Here is a 19,128-nt window from a genome sequence, read left to right on the forward strand (position 1 = left end):
GCCCGCCCGCCGTCAATTCCGTAACATCCGCGTCCCTCTTTTCCCGCCTGTATTTTTAGGTAAGCCATGAAGCCCAAACGTCTGCGCGCCGATGTCCTGGCCGGACTCACCACCTCTTTCGCCCTGCTCCCCGAATGTATCGCTTTCGCGCTGGTGGCCCACCTCAATCCATTGATGGGGCTTTACGGCGCTTTCATCATCTGCACCCTGACTGCGCTCTTCGGCGGACGGCCGGGGATGGTGTCTGGTGCCGCTGGCTCGATGGCGGTGGTGATCGTCGCGCTGGTGGTGCAGCACGGTGTCCAGTACTTGCTGGCGACGGTGTTGCTGGGCGGGCTGATCATGTTGGCGTTTGGTCTGTTGAGGCTGGGCAAGCTGGTGCGCATGGTGCCGCATCCGGTGATGCTCGGCTTCGTCAACGGCCTGGCGATTGTCATTGCGCTGGCCCAGTTGGAGCACTTCAAGAGCGGTGAGGCCTGGTTGAGTGGGGCGCCGCTGTACATGATGATCGGGCTGGTGGCGCTGACGATGGCCATCGTTTACCTGATGCCGCGCCTGACGCGTGCCGTGCCGCCGGCGCTGGTGGCGATTCTGGGCGTTGGGCTGGCGGTTTACCTGCTCGGCCTGCCGACCCGTACCCTGGGCGACATGGCGCACATTGCCGGTGGCTTGCCGGGTTTTGCGCTGCCAGACATCCCCTGGAGCCCGGAAACCCTGCGCATCATCGTCCCTTACGCGATATTGATGGCGGTGGTCGGCTTGCTGGAAACCCTGCTGACCCTGAACCTCACCGACGAGATCACCGAGAGCCGCGGCTATCCGGATCGCGAGTGCGTGGCCTTGGGCGCTGCCAACATGGTTTCTGGTGTGTTCGGCGGCATGGGTGGCTGCGCGATGATCGGGCAAACCGTGATCAACCTCAGCTCCGGCGGTCGCGGTCGGCTGTCCGGTGCGGTGGCCGGGGGGATGATCCTGCTGTTTGTGCTGTTCCTTTCGCCGCTGATCGAGCGCATTCCGCTGGCCGCATTGGTTGGGGTGATGTTTGTGGTGTCGCAGCAGACGTTCGCCTGGGCTTCATTGCGGGTACTGAACAAGGTGCCGCTGAACGATGTCTTGGTGATCATCGCGGTCACGGTGATTACCGTGTTCACCGATCTGGCCATCGCTGTGTTGTGCGGGATCATCATTGCGGCGCTCAACTTTGCCTGGCAACACGCTCGCGAGCTGTATGCCGACAGTCACGTTGAAGCCGACGGCAGCAAGCTCTACCTCCTGCACGGCACGTTGTTCTTCGCCTCGACGACGCCTTTTCTCAACCAGTTCGATCCCGCCAATGATCCGTCTGTGGTCACTGTCGACTGTCGCCACTTGAGCTTCGTTGATTACTCGGCCATCGCCGCGTTGAAGACATTGCGCGAGCGCTACACCAAGGCTGGCAAGCAGCTACGCGTGCTGCACTTGTCCGATCGCTGCAAGAAACTGCTCAAACGCGCCAGCGAGCATCACGACTGACATCGATGGGGGTTGTTCCTGTGCTCTGTGTCACGAGTGGTGGCGAATTATGGACAGTGTGATGGCTACTTAGTAGCATCCGCTGCATACGGATCTTTCTCCTGCGCGTCGATCGACGTGGGTCTATCAAGGAATCGAAATGCACAACTTTACCCATGGCGATAAAACCGTTTCTTTCACTGTCTTGAGCGGTGAAGTGGTGAGCAGCGAAAAAATCAGCGAGACCCGTGTGACATCCACGGGCGGCGTTCAGGTGAACGGTAACGACGGTGATGTGACGCCTGTGCGCATCAGTTCTGTTTCAATTATCAATCATGAGATCTGGGTCAAAACCCCGGACGGTATCGAGCACGATGTAAAGCTGCGCGGCATGGACATTCCTTTGCGCACAGGTCAGGAAATCTCTTTGATCAGTGCCTTGAAAAAGGATGGTTCGCCTCTGCACACCATTTTGCAGAACCACACAGCGTCCAAGCGATGGGTGCTGCGTGACGCGAGTGCACTGAATACCGAACTGGAGCTGTCGCCCTTTAACTGGAAGACAGTGCTGATCGTGCTTGGATTGTGCATCGCCGGTCTTGCTACGGCCGGGCTAGGCTTCCTGGCGGCGGCGGGCTATTTTTTCTACGCGTGGTATCGGGGCGCCCAGCGCAAGAAACTGCTGATTAGAGATTTGAACGCCTACATCGAGACCCTGGACAATCGAGTCGCCAGTCGCGAACAGGCGCCAAGCCCTGTTCAAGCCGAAAGCTCGGACCAGGCTGAAATCTCTTTCCAGGCCGAAAGTCCTGCACCGACGCAATCCCCTGCCGAGACTGAAAGCCCTGCGCTGAACAGTGATAGCGTACGCAGGGCGCTATCGCGCAATCTCTGATGACTTGATCTCGATACAGCAGAGTCAAGCCTGCCTCGATAGTGGAACTATCATCCCTCTACGCTGACTGTTCTCACGCAGAGGGATGAAAATTCCGCTATCCGATTTTCATAACCCGCGATCTCCCATACCTCTGCACGACATCCCTTACCCCTCCACGAAAATTACTTTCACTTCGTTTGAAAGTAGCTCGTCGAAATGATTTATGAGTTTCACAACCCATTCGACGTGACCCTTTCGAGGAGTACCGCATGACGCTTTCCTTCGGCTATTGGCTGTTGGTTTACGCCGCCATCGCCATCATTGCGCTGATCGTTCTGATCGCCCGTTACCGGATCAATCCCTTCATTGTGATCACCCTGGTGTCTATCGGCCTGGCGCTGTTGGCGGGAATGCCGCCGTCGGGTGTGGTGGGGGCGTATGAAGCCGGGGTTGGCAAGACGCTGGGGCATATTGCGCTGGTGGTGGCGCTGGGCACGATGCTCGGCAAGATGATGGCCGAGTCCGGCGGTGCGGAGCAGGTGGCGCGCACCTTGATCGACCGTTTCGGCGAGAAAAATGCCCACTGGGCGATGGTGTGTATCGCCTTTCTTGTAGGGCTGCCGCTGTTCTTCGAGGTCGGTTTTGTCTTGCTGGTGCCGATCGCGTTTACCGTGGCGCGGCGGGTGGGCGTGTCCATTCTGATGGTCGGTTTGCCGATGGTTGCGGGGCTTTCGGTGGTCCACGCGCTGGTACCGCCGCACCCGGCGGCGATGCTGGCGGTGCAGGTCTATCAGGCGTCGGTGGGGCAGACCTTGCTCTACGCGATTCTGATCGGTATTCCGACCGCGATTATCGCCGGTCCCCTGTACGCCAAATTCATCGTGCCGCGCATTCAACTGCCGGCCGATAACCCCCTGGAACGCCAGTTCCTGGAGCGTGAACCGCGCGATAGCCTGCCGGGTTTTGGTGTCACCATGGCCACGATTCTGTTGCCGGTAGTGCTGATGTTGATCGGCGGCTGGGCCAACCTGATCTCCACGCCGGGTAGCGGTTTCAATCAGTTCCTGCTGTTCATCGGCAACTCGGTGATTGCCTTGCTGCTGGCGACCTTGCTGAGTTTCTGGACCCTCGGCCTGGCCCAGGGCTTCAATCGCGAGTCGATCCTCAAGTTCACCAATGAATGCCTGGCGCCGACCGCCAGCATCACCTTGCTGGTCGGTGCCGGTGGTGGCTTGAACCGAATTCTGGTGGACGCTGGCGTCACCAATCAGATCGTCAGCCTGGCCGATGAATTCCAGTTGTCGCCGCTGTTGATGGGTTGGCTGTTCGCCGCGTTGATGCGCATCGCCACTGGTTCTGCCACTGTGGCCATGACCACAGCGTCAGGGATTGTCGCGCCGGTGGCCGTTGGTCTGGGTTATCCCCAGCCGGAGCTGTTGGTGCTGGCGACGGGGGCGGGGTCGGTTATCTTTTCCCACGTCAACGACGGCGGCTTCTGGTTGATCAAGGAATACTTCAACATGACCGTCACCCAGACCTTCAAGACCTGGACAGTGCTCGAGACGCTGATCTCGGTGGTCGCCTTCGGCCTGACCGTTGGCCTTTCTCACCTGCTTTAGTCGGAGCCATCCGCCATGGACATCCTCTATCAGATCCGCGCTCGTCAGGAATCCTTCAGCGCCGGCGAAGGACGTATCGCTCGGCTGATGCTCGACGATGTAGGATTTGCCGCATCCGCCAGCCTCGATGAGCTGGCGCAGCGGGCGGAAGTCAGCACTGCCACGCTGTCGCGATTCGCCCGCACAGTCGGTTGCCGCGACCTGCGGGATTTGCGCCTGCAACTGGCCCAGGCCAGCGGCGTCGGTAGCCGCTTTCTGGACCCGGCGGGCATGCCTGAACAGTCGGCGTTCTACGGGCAGATCGTCGGCGATATCGAGTCGACCTTGCGCCAGCACCTGGCGGCGTTCGATGAGTCGCGCTTCGCCGATGCGGTGAAACTGTTGGGCAAGGCACGGATGATTCACGCCTTCGGCATGGGCGGCTGCTCGACCCTGTGCAGCGATGAACTGCAAGTGCGGCTGGTGCGCCTCGGCTACCCGATTGCGGTGGGTCACGACCCGGTGATGATGCGCGTCACCGCCGCCAGCCTTGGCGCCGAACACGCGGTCATCGCCTGCTCGCTGACCGGCATCACGCCCGAACTGCTCGAAGCGGTGGAGCTGGCGCGCAGCTACGGCGCACGAATTCTCGCCATCACCCGCGCCGACTCGCCGCTGGCGCAATTGGCCGATGTGCTGTTGCCGCTGCAAAGCGCCGAGACTTCCTTCATCTACAAACCCACGGCGGCGCGCTACGGCATGTTGTTGGCCATCGATGTGCTCGCCACCGAGCTGGCGCTGGCCAGTCCTGAAGACAATCAAGAACGTCTGCGGCGGATCAAACTGGCCCTGGACGACTACCGCGGCGGCGACGATCACTTGCCGCTGGGAGACTGACATGATGTACGACACGCTGATCCGCAATGCGCTGATTATCGACGGCAGCAACACCCCCGGTTACCCCGCTGACGTGGCGATTCTGAATGGCCGCATCGAGCGAATCGGCGATTTGCACGACGCTCGCGCCATCGAAGAAATCGAGGCCGCTGGCCGAGTGTTGGCGCCGGGTTTCATCGATGTGCATACCCACGACGATACGGTGGTGATTCGCCAACCGCAGATGCTGCCCAAACTCAGCCAGGGTGTGACCACGGTGATTGTCGGCAACTGCGGGATCAGCGCGTCGCCGGTGAGTTTGCGCGGTGATCCGCCGGACCCGATGAACCTGCTCGGTACCGCCGCGGCGTTCGTGTATCCGCGCTTCAGCGACTATCGCGCGGCCGTCGAAGCGGCCAATACCACGCTGAACGTAGCTGCGCTGGTGGGGCACACCGCGTTGCGCAGCAATCACCTGGACGATCTGTATCGCACCGCGACCGACGCTGAAATCAGCGCGATGCGCGAGCAACTGCGCGATAGCCTTGAGGCCGGTGCCTTGGGTTTATCCACAGGCTTGGCCTACGCCAGCGCCTTCTCGGCATCCACTGATGAGGTGATGCAGTTGACCGAAGAGTTGACGGCATTCGGCGCGGTCTACACCACCCATTTACGCAGTGAGTTCGAGCCGGTGCTGGAGGCCATGGACGAGGCGTTCCGCATCGGACGCCACGCACAGTCGCCGGTGATCATTTCCCACCTCAAATGTGCCGGCGCCGGTAACTGGGGACGTAGTCCGCAATTGCTGGCGTCCCTCGAACACGCCGCGAAAACCCACCCGGTGGCTTGCGATTGTTATCCCTACGCGGCGAGTTCTTCGACGCTGGACCTCAAGCAAGTCACCGACGCCCATCGCATCACCATCACCTGGTCCACGCCGCACCCGGAAATGGGGGGGCGGGATCTGATGGACATTGCTGCCGAGTGGGGCACTGCGCTGCTCGAAGCCGCCCGCCGACTGCAACCGGCGGGGGCGGTGTATTACGGCATGGACGAGGCTGATGTACGAAGCATCCTCGCGCATCCGCTGTCGATGATCGGCTCCGACGGTTTGCCGGAAGACCCGTTTCCGCATCCACGCTTGTGGGGCGCATTCCCACGAGTGCTCGGACATTTCAGTCGCGACGTCGGCCTGTTTCCGCTGCATACCGCCGTGCACAAGATGACCGGGTTGTCGGCGGCACGCTTTGGCTTGAAGGAACGTGGCGAGATTCGTGAAGGGTATTGGGCGGATCTGGTGTTGTTCGATCCGGCGACGATTCGCGATGTGGCCGACTTCAACGATCCGCAACGGGCGGCGCAAGGGATTGATGGGGTATGGATCAATGGTGCCTTGAGTTATCGCGACGGGCAGGCGAACGGCAGAAGGGAAGGGCGATTTCTGGCGCGGGAGGGGGATTTGCGTAGAGGGTTTCATTGATCGCGCCTTCGTAGAAGCTGCCGAAGGTTCGGGCCGCGTTCGGACGATCTTTTGATCCAGGTCTCATGGTGGCACATTGCAGTTAAAGAAAGCCGTCACCAAGCCGAAGCGCTGACATCCAGCCCAGTCACACTGGGCTCATTCAGTCAGGGAGTTACCCCATGAGTTTCGGCAAAACCACCCCGATCCTGCGGATTTTCGATGAAACCAAGGCTTTGGAGTTCTACGTCGAGTTTCTGGGGTTCAAGATTGATTGGCAGCACCGCTTCGAGGCGAACCTCCCGCTGTACCTGCAAATCTCCCGTGGCGAGTGCGTGCTGCACCTCTCCGAACATCATGGCGACGCGACACCGGGCTCGGCCCTGCGCATCGAGACCGATGAGCTGGAGGCGTTCCAGCAGCAATTGCTGGCCAAGGAATATAAGTTTGCGCACCCACAAATCCAGGCGATGCCGTGGGGCAGTCAGGACATGACCGTGGCCGATCCGTTTGGCAATCGGTTGGTGTTTACCAATGCGATTAGTGTCTAAGCGTTAGATAGCCTTCGCGGGCAAGCCTCGCTCCTTGTACCGGTTACTCACTGAACCTGTAGAAGCGAGGCTTGCCCGAGAAGGCGATTTATCATTCACCGCAAAGTGAATATCAAACCCGGAAGTGACTCACCATCATCTGCAACTGATTGCCCAACCGCGCCAGCTCGACACTGGACGCAGCGGTTTCGTCGCTGGCGGTGGCGGTCTGTTCGGACACGTCGCGTACGTTGATGATGCTGCGGCTGATCTCTTCGGCCACGGCGCTTTGTTGCTCGGCGGCGGCAGCGATCTGCTGGTTCATTGACTGAATGTTGGACACCGTGCGGGTGATGTTTTCCAGTGATACGCCGGCCTTGCGAGTCAGCGCCACGCTGCTGTCGGTCAGGGTACGGCTGTTGTTCATCACCGCCGCCACTTGTTGAGTGCCGTTCTGCAAGCCGGCCACCAGGCCTTCGATTTCCTCGGTGGATTTTTGCGTGCGCTGGGCCAGGCCACGAACTTCGTCAGCCACCACCGCAAAACCACGACCAGCCTCACCGGCACGGGCCGCTTCGATGGCAGCGTTGAGGGCCAGCAGGTTGGTCTGTTCGGCCACGGCTTTGATCACATCCATGACGCTGCCGATTTTGTCGCTTTCCTGCTGCAGTACGCTCATCGCTTCAGTGGAGCGCACCACTTCGCTGGCCAGGCGCTCGATCTGGGCGATGGCTTCGTTGACCACTTTGTCACCTTCGCGAGCTTCACCGTCAGCGGCGGCTGCGGCCTGGGAGGCTTCTTCGGCGTTGCGCGCGACTTCCTGCACGGTGGCCGTCATTTCGTGCATGGCGGTGGCGACCTGATCGGTTTCCACTTTCTGGCTGTTCACACCGGCGCTGGTCTGTTCGGTCACGGCCGACAGCTCTTCGGCGGCGCTGGCGATCTGGGTGACGCCATCGCGGATGCCGCTGATCAAGTCCCGCAGGGTCACGCCCATGCGCGCAATGCCTTGCTGCAACACGCCGAGTTCGTCGCGGCGGGTGACCTTGATGTCCTGAGACAAGTCACCACCGGCGATGCGCTCGACCACTTTAAGGGTATCGCGCAACGGACCGGTGATCTGACGGGTGATGACCACGGCGGCGATGATGCCCACCAGCAACGCCAGCAAGGTGCTGATCAATTGAAGTGTGCGGGCCTGGGCGCTTTCGGCATCACGGCGGTCGAGCTGGAATTGATACAGCTGATCGCTCAGGGTCACGATGGCGGCGCCCTGATCGGTCATTTCCTTACGCGCCTGCACCGCATCGCTGTTGGCGGCTTTATAGGCTTGCAAGGCACTGCGGTAGTTGCTCAGGGCGGTTTCCAACTGACGCAGCGCGTCTTGTTGTGTGTCGGCGAAATGCGCGTTCAGCGACTTCAGGCTGGCGATGGCCGCATCCAATTGGGAAACGGCCTTTTGCTCGGTCTCGGCATTGGTGTTGGCGGTGTAGCCGCGCACTTCATAGCGGGCAAGAATGAACGCTTCCTTGGCGGCAGTGATGGCCAGGAACTGTTCGAAGCGCTGATCGCTCAGGGGCATTTGCTGTACGCGGATGTTGATTGCGTCGATCAGCTTGCTGGCGGTTTCGGCGTTGGCGCCCATGGCGTCGCGGGCGCTGTTGCCGGTGCGGTAGGCGCTGCGCATTTTGTTCAGCGACGTCTGATAAGCGGCGATGGTCGCGGCCTGCTCTTTGAGCATTTTGACGTTTTCAGGGTTTTTGAAGCTGCCCAGCAGGGCGGTTTGCTGAGCAACAAAACTGTCCAGGGTGGTTTGCACATTCTGTGCGGCGGTTTCGTCGCCGTTGGTCAGCATGTATTGCAGGCGAACCACGCGCAGCTTGGTCAGGCCGGCATTGAGCTGAGTGATGTCGCTCATCCAGTTGCTGCGGTCAATCAACCCGCCCAGGCTGGTCCAGCCGGTCAGGGCGAGAATGCAGGTCAGTGCCAGGACCAGGCCGAATCCCAGGCCCAGTTTCAAGTTCACGCTGATGTTGCCGAACCAGCTATTCATCAAATTCCTCCAGGAACGTTGCGCTTTCGATCGTCGGTTGGCTGGAAGATTTTTGTTTTTGGGAGCCAGCAAGGTGTGTAGCAGGTATGTATCGGCCGCAATCCCGGGAGCTGAAAGGATTTTGTCGGATGGATTCTGTAACAAGATTTTTACGCAGTTCTTAAGCTTTTTTTCACATGGGTTTCACCAGCAGCCAACGCGAGACTCGCTACCCTTGCGGTTTTGTATGATTGTGATGCATGCCGGCGAGGCGGCTGAACGTGGAATTGAGACTGAGTCTGTTCGGGATAAAACGCTCGATCGATCTGAGCCGTTTGGCCCGTTATCGAAACGCAATGGTCATCGTGGCCTCACTGCTGCTGGTGATTCCGCTGACCGTGTGGCTGTTGCGACCTGCGGCTGTGCCCGATCTGTCCCATGGCAATGTGGCGGGTGCCCGTGCGCTGGCTGCGGGGTGGGCCAAGGGCGACATGATCGTGCTGGTGCGTCACGTTGAGCGTTGCGATCACTCCACCGCCCCCTGTCTGATTGGCAATGATGGCATTACAGATCGCTCGCGCAGTGTGGCAGTGGGGGTCGGTGCGCAGTTTGAACGTCTGGGCCTGAACAAGACCGATATCTATAACAGTCCGATCATCCGTGCGGCACAGACCTCCAGTTATATGTTCAACAAGGTTGGCGTCGGCGAAGACTGGTTGATCAACTGCCGGGGCAGTATGTTACGTGATGCTCTGGCGCACAAAGTGGCGGGGCGCAACCTGATTCTGGTGACCCACAGTGAGTGCATGGCGGAACTCGAAAAAGAGCTCAAGCTGCCGACTGCTACTCTAGGCTACGGCGCTTCTCTGTTTATCTCCGCTGAAAAACCTCAGGAACCTCGTATGCTTGGTTCCATCGAGGCCTCTGACTGGCACTCGGTGACCACCGAATGAGCTTCTTCTTCATCACTCTGGATCTGGACGTACGATGCTGACTTCTTCCCGTTACCGCTTTTACTGGGTGAACTTTGGTATTCCGCTGGCCTGCGCGGTCGCGGTGTTCCTGATGTTTGACATGACCAAAATCGACATCGCTTTCAGCGATCTTTTTTATGACCCGGTTACCCAGGTGTTTCCGTTGGAGCATGTCCGTCTGTTCGAGCAGATCACCCATAAATGGGCGCGGATCATCCCGAACTGGACGGGTGAGATTGCGATCATCGGCGCCTTGCTGTCATTTCTCTGGCCGCGACTGAAGGCTGAAAAACATTCGAAGATCATCGCCTTCCTGGAAAAAATCAAAGTCGCGCCTGTGCTTCGGTTCGCCAGTAAACACCGCCGGGACTTCCTGTATGTGGTGTTCGCGTTTTCCATCAGCACCGGCGTTATCCACTATCTCAAGAGCCACACCAGTGTGTATTGCCCGGTTGAAACCACTCAGTACGCCGGGAAAATCGAGCACAAGGAGTGGTACCAGAATTTTGACCTGCTGAAAGAAGCCGGTGACGGTCGCTGCTGGCCGGGTGGGCATGCGTCGGGCGGTTTCACCATGCTCGCGCTGTACTTCGTGGCTCGCCGCTACCGCTGGCGGCACGCCAAAGCGGTGATGTACGGCTCGCTGCTGCTCGGTTTCGTCTATGGCACGACACGAGTCCTGCAAGGCTGGCACTACATGTCCCACACCTTTTGGGCCGGGATCTTCGTGTGGCTGACGTGTTTACTGACGGCATTGGCGTTCTATGGGCGGGCGCGACTGGAGCTGCCGGTGCTGCAAAAGGCTGAGCTACCCGTCGCTGAGCCGTTTACAGGGTTACAAAGTAGTAAGCCTGACGCCCCACCATCATTGTCTTGATCACCTTTAAGGGGGCGGCGGGTTCATTTACACCAGACATGAGTGCCACATTAGCCGGTGAGGCGCTCAGAAACTCATGCAATTGCGCCTCGGTATCCAGGCCTTTGAGTACGCGTCGGGTGTAGAACACGCTGGCGCCGCCCACCCGCTCGTTGGCTTGAAACAATGCGACCTGCTGCCCGCTGGCCTGGAATGCCTGAATCTGTTCAGTCAGCGGCAGGAAGGACAGTGTGCGATCAGCGTGAGGCAATACCCATTGTGCGGCAGCGAGGTAGCTGCCAATCACCACGGCCAGTACGCCAACCCCTATACCGCGACGATGCCGGACAATCAGCCCCGGCAAGGTCGATGCACCGGAGTAGGCCTGAAGTCGCTCGAACAGCACGCTCGCATATTCCGCGGCAATCACCGCCGCTGCAGGCGTCATGGACATCAGGTACACCGTGCGTTTGCTCGACGCCAGGGTCAGCATGACGAACTGCGCCAGCAGCCACACCGTGAAGAACAACAGGTAACGATTGGCCATCAGGCTTTTGCGAAAGTGCCACAGCCCCAGGTACACCAGAATGTTCCAGGGCGCGAAGGTCTCCGGCAGCTTGGCCAGGTAGTAGTAGAACGGTTCGTAATGCCCGGCCTCGACGAAGGAGCCGCTGAAGCGCCCGACGCTATTGGTCAGCAACACTTCCCCCACGGCATGCACACCATCGCGCTGATACAGCACCGCGAGCCAGATCATCAGCGGCACCAATCCCAACAGTGTCAACAGGCCGGGGCGCAGCCAGTCCGAGGGCTTCAGGCGCTTGTCCATCAAGGTTTCGGTCAGCAGATACGCGAAGATTACCACCCCCGGCATCGCCAGCCCCAGTACGCCTTTGCTCAAGGTCGCGATGGCGATCCCTGATGCAAAAAGCAGGGCGTTGCCGACAGTCGAATACCGTGTCCCCTGAAAAAATGCCAGCAGCGCCATGCTCACGCCGAAGGCCAGCAACGCGTCTTCGCCGACGCTGCGCGTATTACTCCAATAACTGGCCATGGTCGCCAGCAAAATCCCCGCCGTCCAGGCAACAACCTTGGGCCGGTTGAATCGCCGCAGCATCGTGTACAACAGCATCACACTGAACAGCCCGGCAAACGCGGACGTCAGTCGCACCGCCCACGGCGTACCGCCGAATGCGCGAATCGCCCCGGCGTCGAGCCACAAGCTCAAGGGCGGTTTCTCAAGAAATGGCTCGCCGAACAAATGCGGGGTCACCCAGTCGTTATCCAGGTGCATCTCCATGGCAATTCCGGCGACCCGGGCCTCCGTGGAACCTTGTAATTGGTGATTGCTTAGCGCGAAGAAAAACAGCAGAGCGGCGAGTAGAAACAGTGAAGAGACGGGGCGTGACATGAGTTTCTGGCTAACCGAGCAGGGGACCGGGAACCCCAAGCATACGAGTTGAATGCTTAACGAAACATGAACGGCCAGCGAGAGGTGACGGGTGACGTTGGGGCAGCACTAACGGGGGCGATCTGAGTAGCAGCGTCCTTCCAGGCGCTGTTATTGTCTGACGTCATGGAGTTGGTAGTTAAGGATGATGCAATGGAGCTTGCGCTGACCGTTGGTACTCACACATTGAGATTGAGCGCCCCCGACCCCGAATGGTGTAAAGCGTTGCAGCATGCGCTGAACGCCAGTTTTACAGTCCACTGCGAATTTCTGCCCTGGGCCAAACCCTACACCACCGAGGACGAGGCCCGATCGTTCCTCGCGCGGGCAGTCGATGAATTCAAAAGCGAAACCGGTGAGCGGCGGCTGTTTATCGTCGACGATACCGCGCGCGCGATCATCGGCTGCATTGGCTTGAAGCCCCGGCGCCGTAACCGGTATGTGGTCGGCTACTGGGTCAATACCGAGTATTCGGGCAAAGGCTATATGCGCACGGCGCTTGAAGCGTTGATCAAAAGCATGCCCGGTTTCACGTTTTACCTGACCATCGCATCGGCCAATGTGGCGAGCCAGCGGCTGGCCGAAGCGGCCGGGTTTGGTTTGATCAGACGGTGTTATCAGAGGCCTTGTTTGCAGCCGCATGAGGCGCAGGTTACGTATCTGTATCGGTTGAAATGATGGTGGGAGCAGTCACTGGAACCGACCGCTAACCAGATCGCAGGCAAAAAAAAAGCCCGCGGGAGGGCGGGCAAACCGTAGTTTCTTGAATGAGCGAGGGGGAATGTACAGGTTGGAGGGAGGCGGTGGGGTGAAGAAAAATTCATGTGGATGGATGGCTTCAGTCGCTCGTAGCTTCACCAAAGGTATGAATGAAAAGAAGCCCTGTCACGGTTCGGGGTTTATATTTTTATTTGATCAAATTTTCCGTGCGCCGGACATTTCCACGGTACGCGGAACGCAGCGCCACCTCCATTCAGATGTGCCTGACTCATGATCGACGGCCACCATCGCACTAGGTTATGCGCTTTGTTCCAATAAGACTCGTTTCCCCAATGCTTGGCCAAACAGAAGACCGGCAGTCCGCACTCGCGGAACGCTCTCTTTTCAATATCACCTTTTGTGAATTTGTCTTGAGAGATGACAGCCCATCCACCTTCTTCTCTCAGCACTGATATCCATGCCACATCAGCGGTGCTTGGCGGAAATTTATCCCTTAAAGACAGTACCGAATGGCCCTCAGCTTTAGTCAGTTCGTTCAAGGCTCGGGCCAACGCAGGGGGAAGATTGTTATCCAATAGGAACTTCAAGCCGCATTCCTTTGCTCAAAACTGACCGCTGCCTCAACTGCAGCAATAGGTATTTCATAGAGGCGGGCTACACGTTTGACGTCTCTGCCTTCAGCTCTGTAGGCGCTAAAAATGGCTGCTGTGTCAATTCCCGTACCTGACAGGACAGGTTTTCCAAAGTTTCGAGAGGGGTCGAGAACGATGGCTTTGCTGCGTTTGACCGGATACCAGCGCTGCGCTGAGCCTGATCCTGTGTAGTCGATACCTTCATAGAGCGAAGGTTTGATGACTTGTTCGAATGCATACTGTCGCTTGATCAAGTCCAGAAGTGCCTCATCCCCTGTTTCACCCATCACCGTGGCGAAGATGCTTCGTCCGTCGGTTTGAAAGCGTTTGCAGGTGAATGGGTACGCTTGGTTAAACAACTCTTTTGCTTGCTGCGAGGCACTACGGATGGCTTGCAGGCTTACGCCGTGTTGGCGAAAAGCATGAACGAAACGAATTTCCAGTAAGTCATGAAAACCTAGAACGCACTCGTTCACATCAGACAGCTCTGAGTCCCAAAGCCCCGGATGCTGAACACCGTGGGCGGTGTATCCGAATAACCAGCGGCGTATATCGGTAGCTGAAATCCCGGTGTAAAGCGAAGCTTCTGCTGGGGTGTACAAGCCAATGCCGACAAGGCGGCTAGGTAGCTTAATGTTTTGCATGTTGGCCTCCTTGTCAGCAGGTGATCCGATGGATGGATTCTGGTCGTAAGGGTGAACTCAAGCAACTGGTCGGGGACGAACCGCTGTTTTGTTTGGGCAGAGTAGGTTTGAAGCGTGAGCTACACAATCAGCTCGGAGTCGTCACGGCTTGCAGGAAATTTCTGAAAACCCTGTCCTGTAAGTCGCTTGGGCGAAAACGTGGCTACTCTGTCGTCTATTGAGTCGACAGTAAGTTGCAGATTATGAAACCTAGTGTTGAGTCGTCTGACACTGCATTGTCTCGTATAAGTAACATTCAGCTTCAATTGTCACGCATACAGAACATCTCTACCCATTCAAAGCCCAAAAAGGCACCTGCGATATTCTCGTCAGGTGCCTTTTTGTGTTGGGGGAGCGGTAAAGACTCCATTCGATCAACGAGCGCGATCACTCAGTGAAGAACGGGAGGCTCTCCCGCGGCCACCGACGCGTTCGGATCAAGGTTATCCTTCGCTCGGTTGACCAAAAGCTCAGTCAGCATCGTCAACTGCTGAAGCGCCAGTGCCACATTGCGCTGCGGGCCTTCGAGTCGGTCGGCAAAGTCCAGCGTCATGACGTTGAGGGACGCCAGGGTTTCGCTGGCGTGAGCGAGCAGGGTGGGCATGTCGACGTCGGGGCGGACGCTGAAGATGTTCCTGTTCAGGTTGCGCCGGCGGGCGCTGACGGAGCGTTCGGTGGTTTTGGGCTGTTGGGTCGGGTCGAGGGTTTCAGGTTGTGAAGTGGCCGGATTTTTCAGTGGGATTCGGGTGATCTTTTTCATAAGGGCGTTCCATTGGTTTAGGGATCCTTACGTAATTTCGGCTTGTTAAAACCATCCGCAGGGTCGCAGCGAAGGGTGAAGACTATCTTTCAGAAATGTTGTTCACCAGTTCATGGCAGTCGCTACGGGTTGCAGGAAAATTCCCAGGATGACGTGGTTCTAATCTGTCAGAGAAATCCTTTTCCACTACTGTTGACCCTGAGCAACTGCCGCGCCGTCTCAGTCGCTCAGTGTTGGTGCCTGTGATGGATATCGGGAAAGTGCGGATGACTGTGCTTAATGGGAGCGTGGTCGTGTAAATGGCTATGAGGTTCAGTGCCGTCCCATTCAAAGGCATGTTCATGTTGATGGTGCTCGTCATGAATATGCGGATGGTCATGTGTTTGCGGATCGTGTTGGTGTTCGTGAGAGTGGCTCTCGGTCAGGTGTATCCAGACGCCAACCCCCATCAGGCCTGCGGCCACCCAAAACACCCACGTCACCGCTTCGCCTAACAACAGGATCGAAATAGCGGCCCCCAGGAACGGTGCAGTAGAGAAGTACGCACCTGTGCGCGCGGTGCCAAGCCCCCGCAAAGCCAAAACGAATAGCACCAGGCTAACGCCGTAGCCCAAAAAGCCTACCAGTAGCGTTGGCCCCAATAGAGACAATTCAGGGAGATGCATGCCAAGAGCAATCCCCAAAGCGCAGTTGACGACCCCGGCGACCAATCCTTTGATGCCAGCGATAAACAATGCATCCGATGCGGAAACCTTCCGGGTAAGGTTGTTATCGATGGCCCAACAAAAACAGGCAATCACCACGGCGACCGGGCCAACCCAGCCGTGGATCCCTGCGGAAGTCTGAGGCCAACCCAAGAGCACGCCACCGGCAACGATTGCGATCATTCCAGCGACGATCCGCCGGTCGGCGTTCTCCTTGAACACCATCCAGGCAAGCAGGGCGGTCAATACCGCCTCAAGGTTTAGCAACAGCGAAGCAGTGGTAGCTGATGTGAGGGTAAGGCCAAACATTAAAGACACCGGCCCCAACACGCCGCCGAACGCGATAGCACCAATGAGCCATGGCCATTCTGAAATGGTTAAACCGACAGGCTGCCAGCCGCGATCGCGGATCAGCCGGGTAACCGTGAGACCCAAGCCACTTCCCAGGTAAAGCAAACCGGCGAGCAAGACGGGTGAAACGTTCAGCCCCAGGACCTTGGCAAGCGGCGTGCTGGCACCAAACAGCGCTGCAGCACCCAAGGCGTATATAACGCTTTTGTTCATCATCTGTTCCGTAGCAAAAGGCATGATTGAGAAACACGATACTCGTCATGCATCGATAGCGCATTGAATCGAATCCACAAAAAAGGCACCTGCGATATTCTCGTCAGGTGTCTTTTTGCGTTGGGGCGCGGCAACGATGCCCTATGCCGGATACGTTAAGACGCTGAAACCTGCCGCTGCAACCGCCGCCCCACCACATCCAGCAAATCGCAACCATCACGCAACGAAGTCACCAACACCCGCGCCAGCTCACTGTGAACGCCTTCGTTCACAGCGAAACTCTCCAGCAATTGAGTCGCCGTGCGGATGCGGTAAGCCGCCGTTTCATGCAGCACATCCAGCGGCGCTTCAGTGTCGATCAGCAGCGACGCGATAGTGCAGTCGATGCCGGTGATCGGCATGTATCGATCCATGACAAAACCTCCATTCGATCAACGAGCGCGATCACTCAGTGGCAGACGGGCTCGACCACCGGCAGGGGCGATTCGAGGTTATCCAGCACTCGATTGATCAACATCTCGGCCAGCACGGCCAGTTGCTGCATCGCCAACGCCACGTTGCGATGCGAGCCTTCGAGATGGTCGGCCAGGTCGGTGGTCATGACGTTCAGGGAGGCCAGGGTTTCGCTGGCGTGACCGAGCAGGGTGGGGGTGTCGACGTCGGGGAGGATGGTGAACACATGGCTCACGGGGTCGGGGTGTTTCGGGTTGCGCAAGCGGGCGCTGACGGCGCGTTGGGTGGCTTGGGAGAGTTGGGTCAGGTCGAGGTCTTCCGACTCTGAAAGGGTTGGGTTTTCAAGTGGGTTGGTCTTTTTCATGGAGGAACTCCGAAAGGTTAGGGATCCCTACGCTTTTCGGCCTGTCAAAACCGTCCGCCGGGTTGCAGCGAAGAGGGAAGACTATCTTCCAGAAATGTTGTTCGCCAGTTCATGGAAGCCGCTACGGGTTGCGGGAAATTTCCTAGGATGGTGTGTACGAGCCTGTCAGGCAGGTGTGGACCGACGCTGCGGGCGAGTGAGATCGAAGAGCTTCTATCTCATAAATGGAGCTAGTTACAGTCGGACTGGATTGGTGAGCGCTCCGTCCCGAATAGGGCCATTCCAAGCGATGGGTGAGAGTAGGAATACTGTGGCAAGGAAAGCTACCTGGGACAGGTAAAACGGCTCCAGCCATTGTTGATTCAACGCGACGTATAAAGTGTTATGGGTCACGTCGACCAAAATAATCGCTAACGTAAGCACGATTCCGGCTCTTGGCTTGATGAAAAGTAGCAGTGCTGCAAGCGGGTCAAAAAACGTAAGCGCCCCCCAGAAAATGCGGCTGGCCAAGTAAGCGCTATCCCCGTATCCGTAGTCCCAGAGCAATCCATGCGAAACGTCTGCACGGATGTGATTAGCAGTTGCGATGAAAAGGCAGCATGCGAACAAAATTCTGATGGCGAATGACAATCTTGGCATGGCGTTATCTACATTCGTGATCTATGCCCTGCATGATAGCGGGACCGACCAACGACGCTAACAGTTGCAAACTGGGAATGCGTAATCGCTGAACGCTTGCGTTAAATGGACGAGCTGAAGATGAGCCTGTTGCCAGAACAAATCTGCTAAGGTCGACCATCGTTGATACCGCTGACAGGGAGTCATGCATGGCAAAGCCAGCCGCACGTATCACCGATCCGACCAGTTGCCCAATACTTGGACATGGCACCAAAGCCATCGCCTCCGGATGCTCAAAAATAGAGTCATCCCGGTAGGAAGAGAAAAGGGCCTTTAACCCGATCCACTCCCAGGCTTTTCAAATACTCGATGGTCTCAGACGAGGGTGCGTAACCGTGCTTGATAAAGACGCGGTCGGTCTGGATCAGGTTGTCGTCGTCTGGAGCGGGGTGCAGCTTCTGGAAGGGCGTTTTGGATCCGTCGTGGCGTTCGATGGTGGCGACGCAGGGCAGGGTGCCGATGAGTGTCTGGATACCGTCGATGAGCCCAAGGCAGCTTCATCCGAAGCCTATACATCCAGCGCACGGACAAAGACATTCACGTCATTACCGTAGTACACGGAAGAGCCTTCATACTGAAACCGCAACTTAGATAAAACATGAGTAGAAGCATTGTTATCGGGCCAGACGAGAGCAACACACTCTGAAAGACCTAGCACGTCACGCGCATAATCGAGAATTGCCGCACCAGCCTCTGTAGCGTATCCGTTACCCCAAAAGACTTTAGCGAAACGGTATGCCAGTTGAAATCGATCAGTGGATTCTAGGGGGGTGAGGCTTATCCAGCCAATTGGTTTCCCCTGTAACTCCACACGCCAATGCCCTGGCCCCTCATGCGGTGCAGAATTTACATAGGCGAGAACTTCTTTCCGTCGAGAAGGGGTAGGGGCAACTACTCCGGTCGTGTAGCGCATGACCTCTGGGTCGGCCTCCATCGTCATCACAAAACCGACATCATCCGGCGACAGGCGCGTTATCAAAAGTCTGCGGGTCTTAAAAGTAGCCATTGCGCAACTCCAATGCTGATTACTCGCCGCAGGCAGTCTACTGACGCGGCCGCCGATTGGGACAATAACCGATACCCTAACCAGTTCACGAGCGCAGATGGTTATTGAACGCGCGGTCCACATGTGTTTGCCAGCCGCTTACATTTCAAGAACCGTTCAGCAGAATCAAAGCAAAGGAGCCCGCTTGTATGCTGGGGCTTGGAGGGAGGAGGAGGGACAAACCCCAGATGCGACAAAGCCCGCACTTGGCGGGCTTTGTCGTTTTCGGATTGGTGGGCCGGGGGAAGTTGAATTTGAGCAGCAAAATATTGATTAATAATATAAATATCGGTTCGAATTTTCAGTTGGAATACCAAATGGAATGCCGTGGCACATCGCATTCCCCGTGGCCACCGGTTCACCTCGATCACACCACCGATTG

General features: G+C 57.6%; 18 protein-coding genes and 2 pseudogenes. 9 read left to right on the plus strand and 11 right to left on the minus strand.

Going from position 1 to position 19,128, the window contains the following annotated elements; translation table 11 throughout:
• Positions 1-66 precede the first annotated feature (66 nt).
• The 6 genes from LOY28_RS03430 (at position 67) to LOY28_RS03455 (ending at position 6,852) form a co-directional block, all read left to right on the plus strand.
• Entirely contained in the window at positions 67-1,512 is a 1,446-nt protein-coding gene (locus LOY28_RS03430; RefSeq protein WP_086946398.1) for a SulP family inorganic anion transporter, read from the plus strand.
• Between the two features lie 139 nt (positions 1,513-1,651).
• The gene (locus LOY28_RS03435; RefSeq protein ID WP_258613070.1) at positions 1,652-2,386 is read left to right on the plus strand and encodes a hypothetical protein; all 735 of its coding nucleotides are present in this window, start codon (positions 1,652-1,654) and stop codon (positions 2,384-2,386) included.
• 251 nt (positions 2,387-2,637) lie between these two features.
• Positions 2,638-3,987, plus strand: a complete 1,350-nt coding sequence (locus tag LOY28_RS03440) for a GntP family permease (RefSeq protein WP_258613071.1) — start codon at positions 2,638-2,640, stop codon at positions 3,985-3,987.
• A 15-nt stretch (positions 3,988-4,002) separates the two neighbouring features.
• Complete coding sequence (locus LOY28_RS03445; RefSeq protein WP_258613072.1) at positions 4,003-4,863, plus strand: MurR/RpiR family transcriptional regulator; 861 nt, start codon at positions 4,003-4,005, stop codon at positions 4,861-4,863.
• 1 nt (position 4,864) lies between these two features.
• Positions 4,865-6,322 (plus strand): amidohydrolase family protein, encoded by a 1,458-nt coding sequence (locus LOY28_RS03450; RefSeq protein ID WP_258613073.1) that lies wholly within the window; start codon positions 4,865-4,867, stop codon positions 6,320-6,322.
• Positions 6,323-6,483: 161 nt separating this feature from the next.
• Positions 6,484-6,852, plus strand: coding sequence for a glyoxalase superfamily protein (locus LOY28_RS03455; RefSeq protein ID WP_018929431.1), 369 nt, complete (start codon positions 6,484-6,486; stop codon positions 6,850-6,852).
• Between the two features lie 112 nt (positions 6,853-6,964).
• Here LOY28_RS03455 and LOY28_RS30010 read toward each other — a convergent pair whose 3' ends face one another.
• Together LOY28_RS30010 and LOY28_RS30015 are read right to left on the minus strand one after the other, a co-directional pair.
• Positions 6,965-7,828 (minus strand): methyl-accepting chemotaxis protein, encoded by an 864-nt coding sequence (locus tag LOY28_RS30010; protein WP_404942596.1) that lies wholly within the window; start codon positions 7,826-7,828, stop codon positions 6,965-6,967.
• Positions 7,829-7,870: 42 nt separating this feature from the next.
• Positions 7,871-8,884, minus strand: a pseudogene (locus tag LOY28_RS30015) (methyl-accepting chemotaxis protein); the annotation flags it as partial.
• Positions 8,885-9,144: 260 nt separating this feature from the next.
• Here LOY28_RS30015 and LOY28_RS03465 point away from each other — a divergent pair.
• Positions 9,145-9,816, plus strand: coding sequence for a phosphoglycerate kinase (locus tag LOY28_RS03465; RefSeq protein WP_026286668.1), 672 nt, complete (start codon positions 9,145-9,147; stop codon positions 9,814-9,816).
• A gap of 34 nt (positions 9,817-9,850) precedes the next feature.
• A complete protein-coding gene (locus tag LOY28_RS03470) occupies positions 9,851-10,714 on the plus strand; it encodes a phosphatase PAP2 family protein (protein ID WP_258613074.1) in 864 nt (287 codons plus the stop codon).
• On the opposite strand, the gene LOY28_RS03475 is transcribed toward LOY28_RS03470, so the two are convergent.
• A complete protein-coding gene (locus LOY28_RS03475) occupies positions 10,665-12,104 on the minus strand; it encodes a glycosyltransferase family 39 protein (RefSeq protein WP_258613075.1) in 1,440 nt (479 codons plus the stop codon). The genes LOY28_RS03470 and LOY28_RS03475 overlap by 50 nt on opposite strands.
• 192 nt (positions 12,105-12,296) lie before the next feature.
• On the opposite strand from LOY28_RS03475, the gene LOY28_RS03480 reads away from it, so the two are divergent.
• A complete protein-coding gene (locus LOY28_RS03480; protein WP_258613076.1) occupies positions 12,297-12,821 on the plus strand; it encodes a GNAT family N-acetyltransferase in 525 nt (174 codons plus the stop codon).
• A 221-nt stretch (positions 12,822-13,042) separates the two neighbouring features.
• Here the strand turns inward: LOY28_RS03480 and LOY28_RS03485 are convergent, their stop codons facing one another.
• The 8 genes and pseudogenes from LOY28_RS03485 to LOY28_RS03520 form a co-directional block, all read right to left on the minus strand.
• A complete protein-coding gene (locus LOY28_RS03485; RefSeq protein WP_258613077.1) occupies positions 13,043-13,450 on the minus strand; it encodes a hypothetical protein in 408 nt (135 codons plus the stop codon).
• Entirely contained in the window at positions 13,447-14,139 is a 693-nt protein-coding gene (locus LOY28_RS03490) for a DUF433 domain-containing protein (RefSeq protein ID WP_018929438.1), read from the minus strand. Before LOY28_RS03490 ends, LOY28_RS03485 begins: the two co-directional genes overlap by 4 nt.
• A 430-nt stretch (positions 14,140-14,569) precedes the next feature.
• Positions 14,570-14,938 carry a DUF6124 family protein gene (locus tag LOY28_RS03495; protein WP_018929439.1) on the minus strand — a complete coding sequence of 123 codons (369 nt, stop codon included), beginning with the start codon at positions 14,936-14,938 and terminating at the stop codon, positions 14,570-14,572.
• A 227-nt stretch (positions 14,939-15,165) separates the two neighbouring features.
• On the minus strand, positions 15,166-16,206 hold the full coding sequence (locus LOY28_RS03500) for an EamA family transporter (RefSeq protein WP_309475747.1): 1,041 nt from the start codon (positions 16,204-16,206) through the stop codon (positions 15,166-15,168).
• A gap of 155 nt (positions 16,207-16,361) precedes the next feature.
• Entirely contained in the window at positions 16,362-16,619 is a 258-nt protein-coding gene (locus tag LOY28_RS03505; protein ID WP_028939924.1) for a hypothetical protein, read from the minus strand.
• Positions 16,620-16,654: 35 nt separating this feature from the next.
• Positions 16,655-17,023, minus strand: a complete 369-nt coding sequence (locus tag LOY28_RS03510; RefSeq protein WP_258613078.1) for a DUF6124 family protein — start codon at positions 17,021-17,023, stop codon at positions 16,655-16,657.
• A 953-nt stretch (positions 17,024-17,976) separates the two neighbouring features.
• A pseudogene (locus LOY28_RS03515) lies at positions 17,977-18,183 on the minus strand (hydrolase); the annotation flags it as partial.
• Positions 18,184-18,209: 26 nt separating this feature from the next.
• On the minus strand, positions 18,210-18,707 hold the full coding sequence (locus tag LOY28_RS03520; protein ID WP_258613079.1) for a GNAT family N-acetyltransferase: 498 nt from the start codon (positions 18,705-18,707) through the stop codon (positions 18,210-18,212).
• Positions 18,708-19,128 lie beyond the last annotated feature (421 nt).

It is taken from the genome of Pseudomonas sp. B21-017, from assembly GCF_024749245.1.
Classification (GTDB): Bacteria; Pseudomonadota; Gammaproteobacteria; order Pseudomonadales; family Pseudomonadaceae; genus Aquipseudomonas.

Excerpts from the sequence above, each read along its gene's own strand:
- LOY28_RS03430 (WP_086946398.1), top strand. The coding sequence starts at position 67 with ATGAAGCCCAAACGTCTGCGCGCCGATGTCCTGGCCGGACTCACCACC.
- LOY28_RS03435 (WP_258613070.1), top strand. The coding sequence starts at position 1,652 with ATGCACAACTTTACCCATGGCGATAAAACCGTTTCTTTCACTGTCTTG.
- LOY28_RS03440 (WP_258613071.1), top strand. The coding sequence starts at position 2,638 with ATGACGCTTTCCTTCGGCTATTGGCTGTTGGTTTACGCCGCCATCGCC.
- LOY28_RS03445 (WP_258613072.1), top strand. The coding sequence starts at position 4,003 with ATGGACATCCTCTATCAGATCCGCGCTCGTCAGGAATCCTTCAGCGCC.
- LOY28_RS03450 (WP_258613073.1), top strand. The coding sequence starts at position 4,865 with ATGATGTACGACACGCTGATCCGCAATGCGCTGATTATCGACGGCAGC.
- LOY28_RS03455 (WP_018929431.1), top strand. The coding sequence starts at position 6,484 with ATGAGTTTCGGCAAAACCACCCCGATCCTGCGGATTTTCGATGAAACC.
- LOY28_RS30010 (WP_404942596.1), bottom strand. The coding sequence starts at position 7,828 with ATGGGCGTGACCCTGCGGGACTTGATCAGCGGCATCCGCGATGGCGTC.
- LOY28_RS03470 (WP_258613074.1), top strand. The coding sequence starts at position 9,851 with ATGCTGACTTCTTCCCGTTACCGCTTTTACTGGGTGAACTTTGGTATT.
- LOY28_RS03475 (WP_258613075.1), bottom strand. The coding sequence starts at position 12,104 with ATGTCACGCCCCGTCTCTTCACTGTTTCTACTCGCCGCTCTGCTGTTT.
- LOY28_RS03480 (WP_258613076.1), top strand. The coding sequence starts at position 12,297 with ATGGAGCTTGCGCTGACCGTTGGTACTCACACATTGAGATTGAGCGCC.
- LOY28_RS03490 (WP_018929438.1), bottom strand. The coding sequence starts at position 14,139 with ATGCAAAACATTAAGCTACCTAGCCGCCTTGTCGGCATTGGCTTGTAC.
- LOY28_RS03495 (WP_018929439.1), bottom strand. The coding sequence starts at position 14,938 with ATGAAAAAGATCACCCGAATCCCACTGAAAAATCCGGCCACTTCACAA.
- LOY28_RS03500 (WP_309475747.1), bottom strand. The coding sequence starts at position 16,206 with ATGAACAAAAGCGTTATATACGCCTTGGGTGCTGCAGCGCTGTTTGGT.
- LOY28_RS03505 (WP_028939924.1), bottom strand. The coding sequence starts at position 16,619 with ATGGATCGATACATGCCGATCACCGGCATCGACTGCACTATCGCGTCG.
- LOY28_RS03510 (WP_258613078.1), bottom strand. The coding sequence starts at position 17,023 with ATGAAAAAGACCAACCCACTTGAAAACCCAACCCTTTCAGAGTCGGAA.
- LOY28_RS03520 (WP_258613079.1), bottom strand. The coding sequence starts at position 18,707 with ATGGCTACTTTTAAGACCCGCAGACTTTTGATAACGCGCCTGTCGCCG.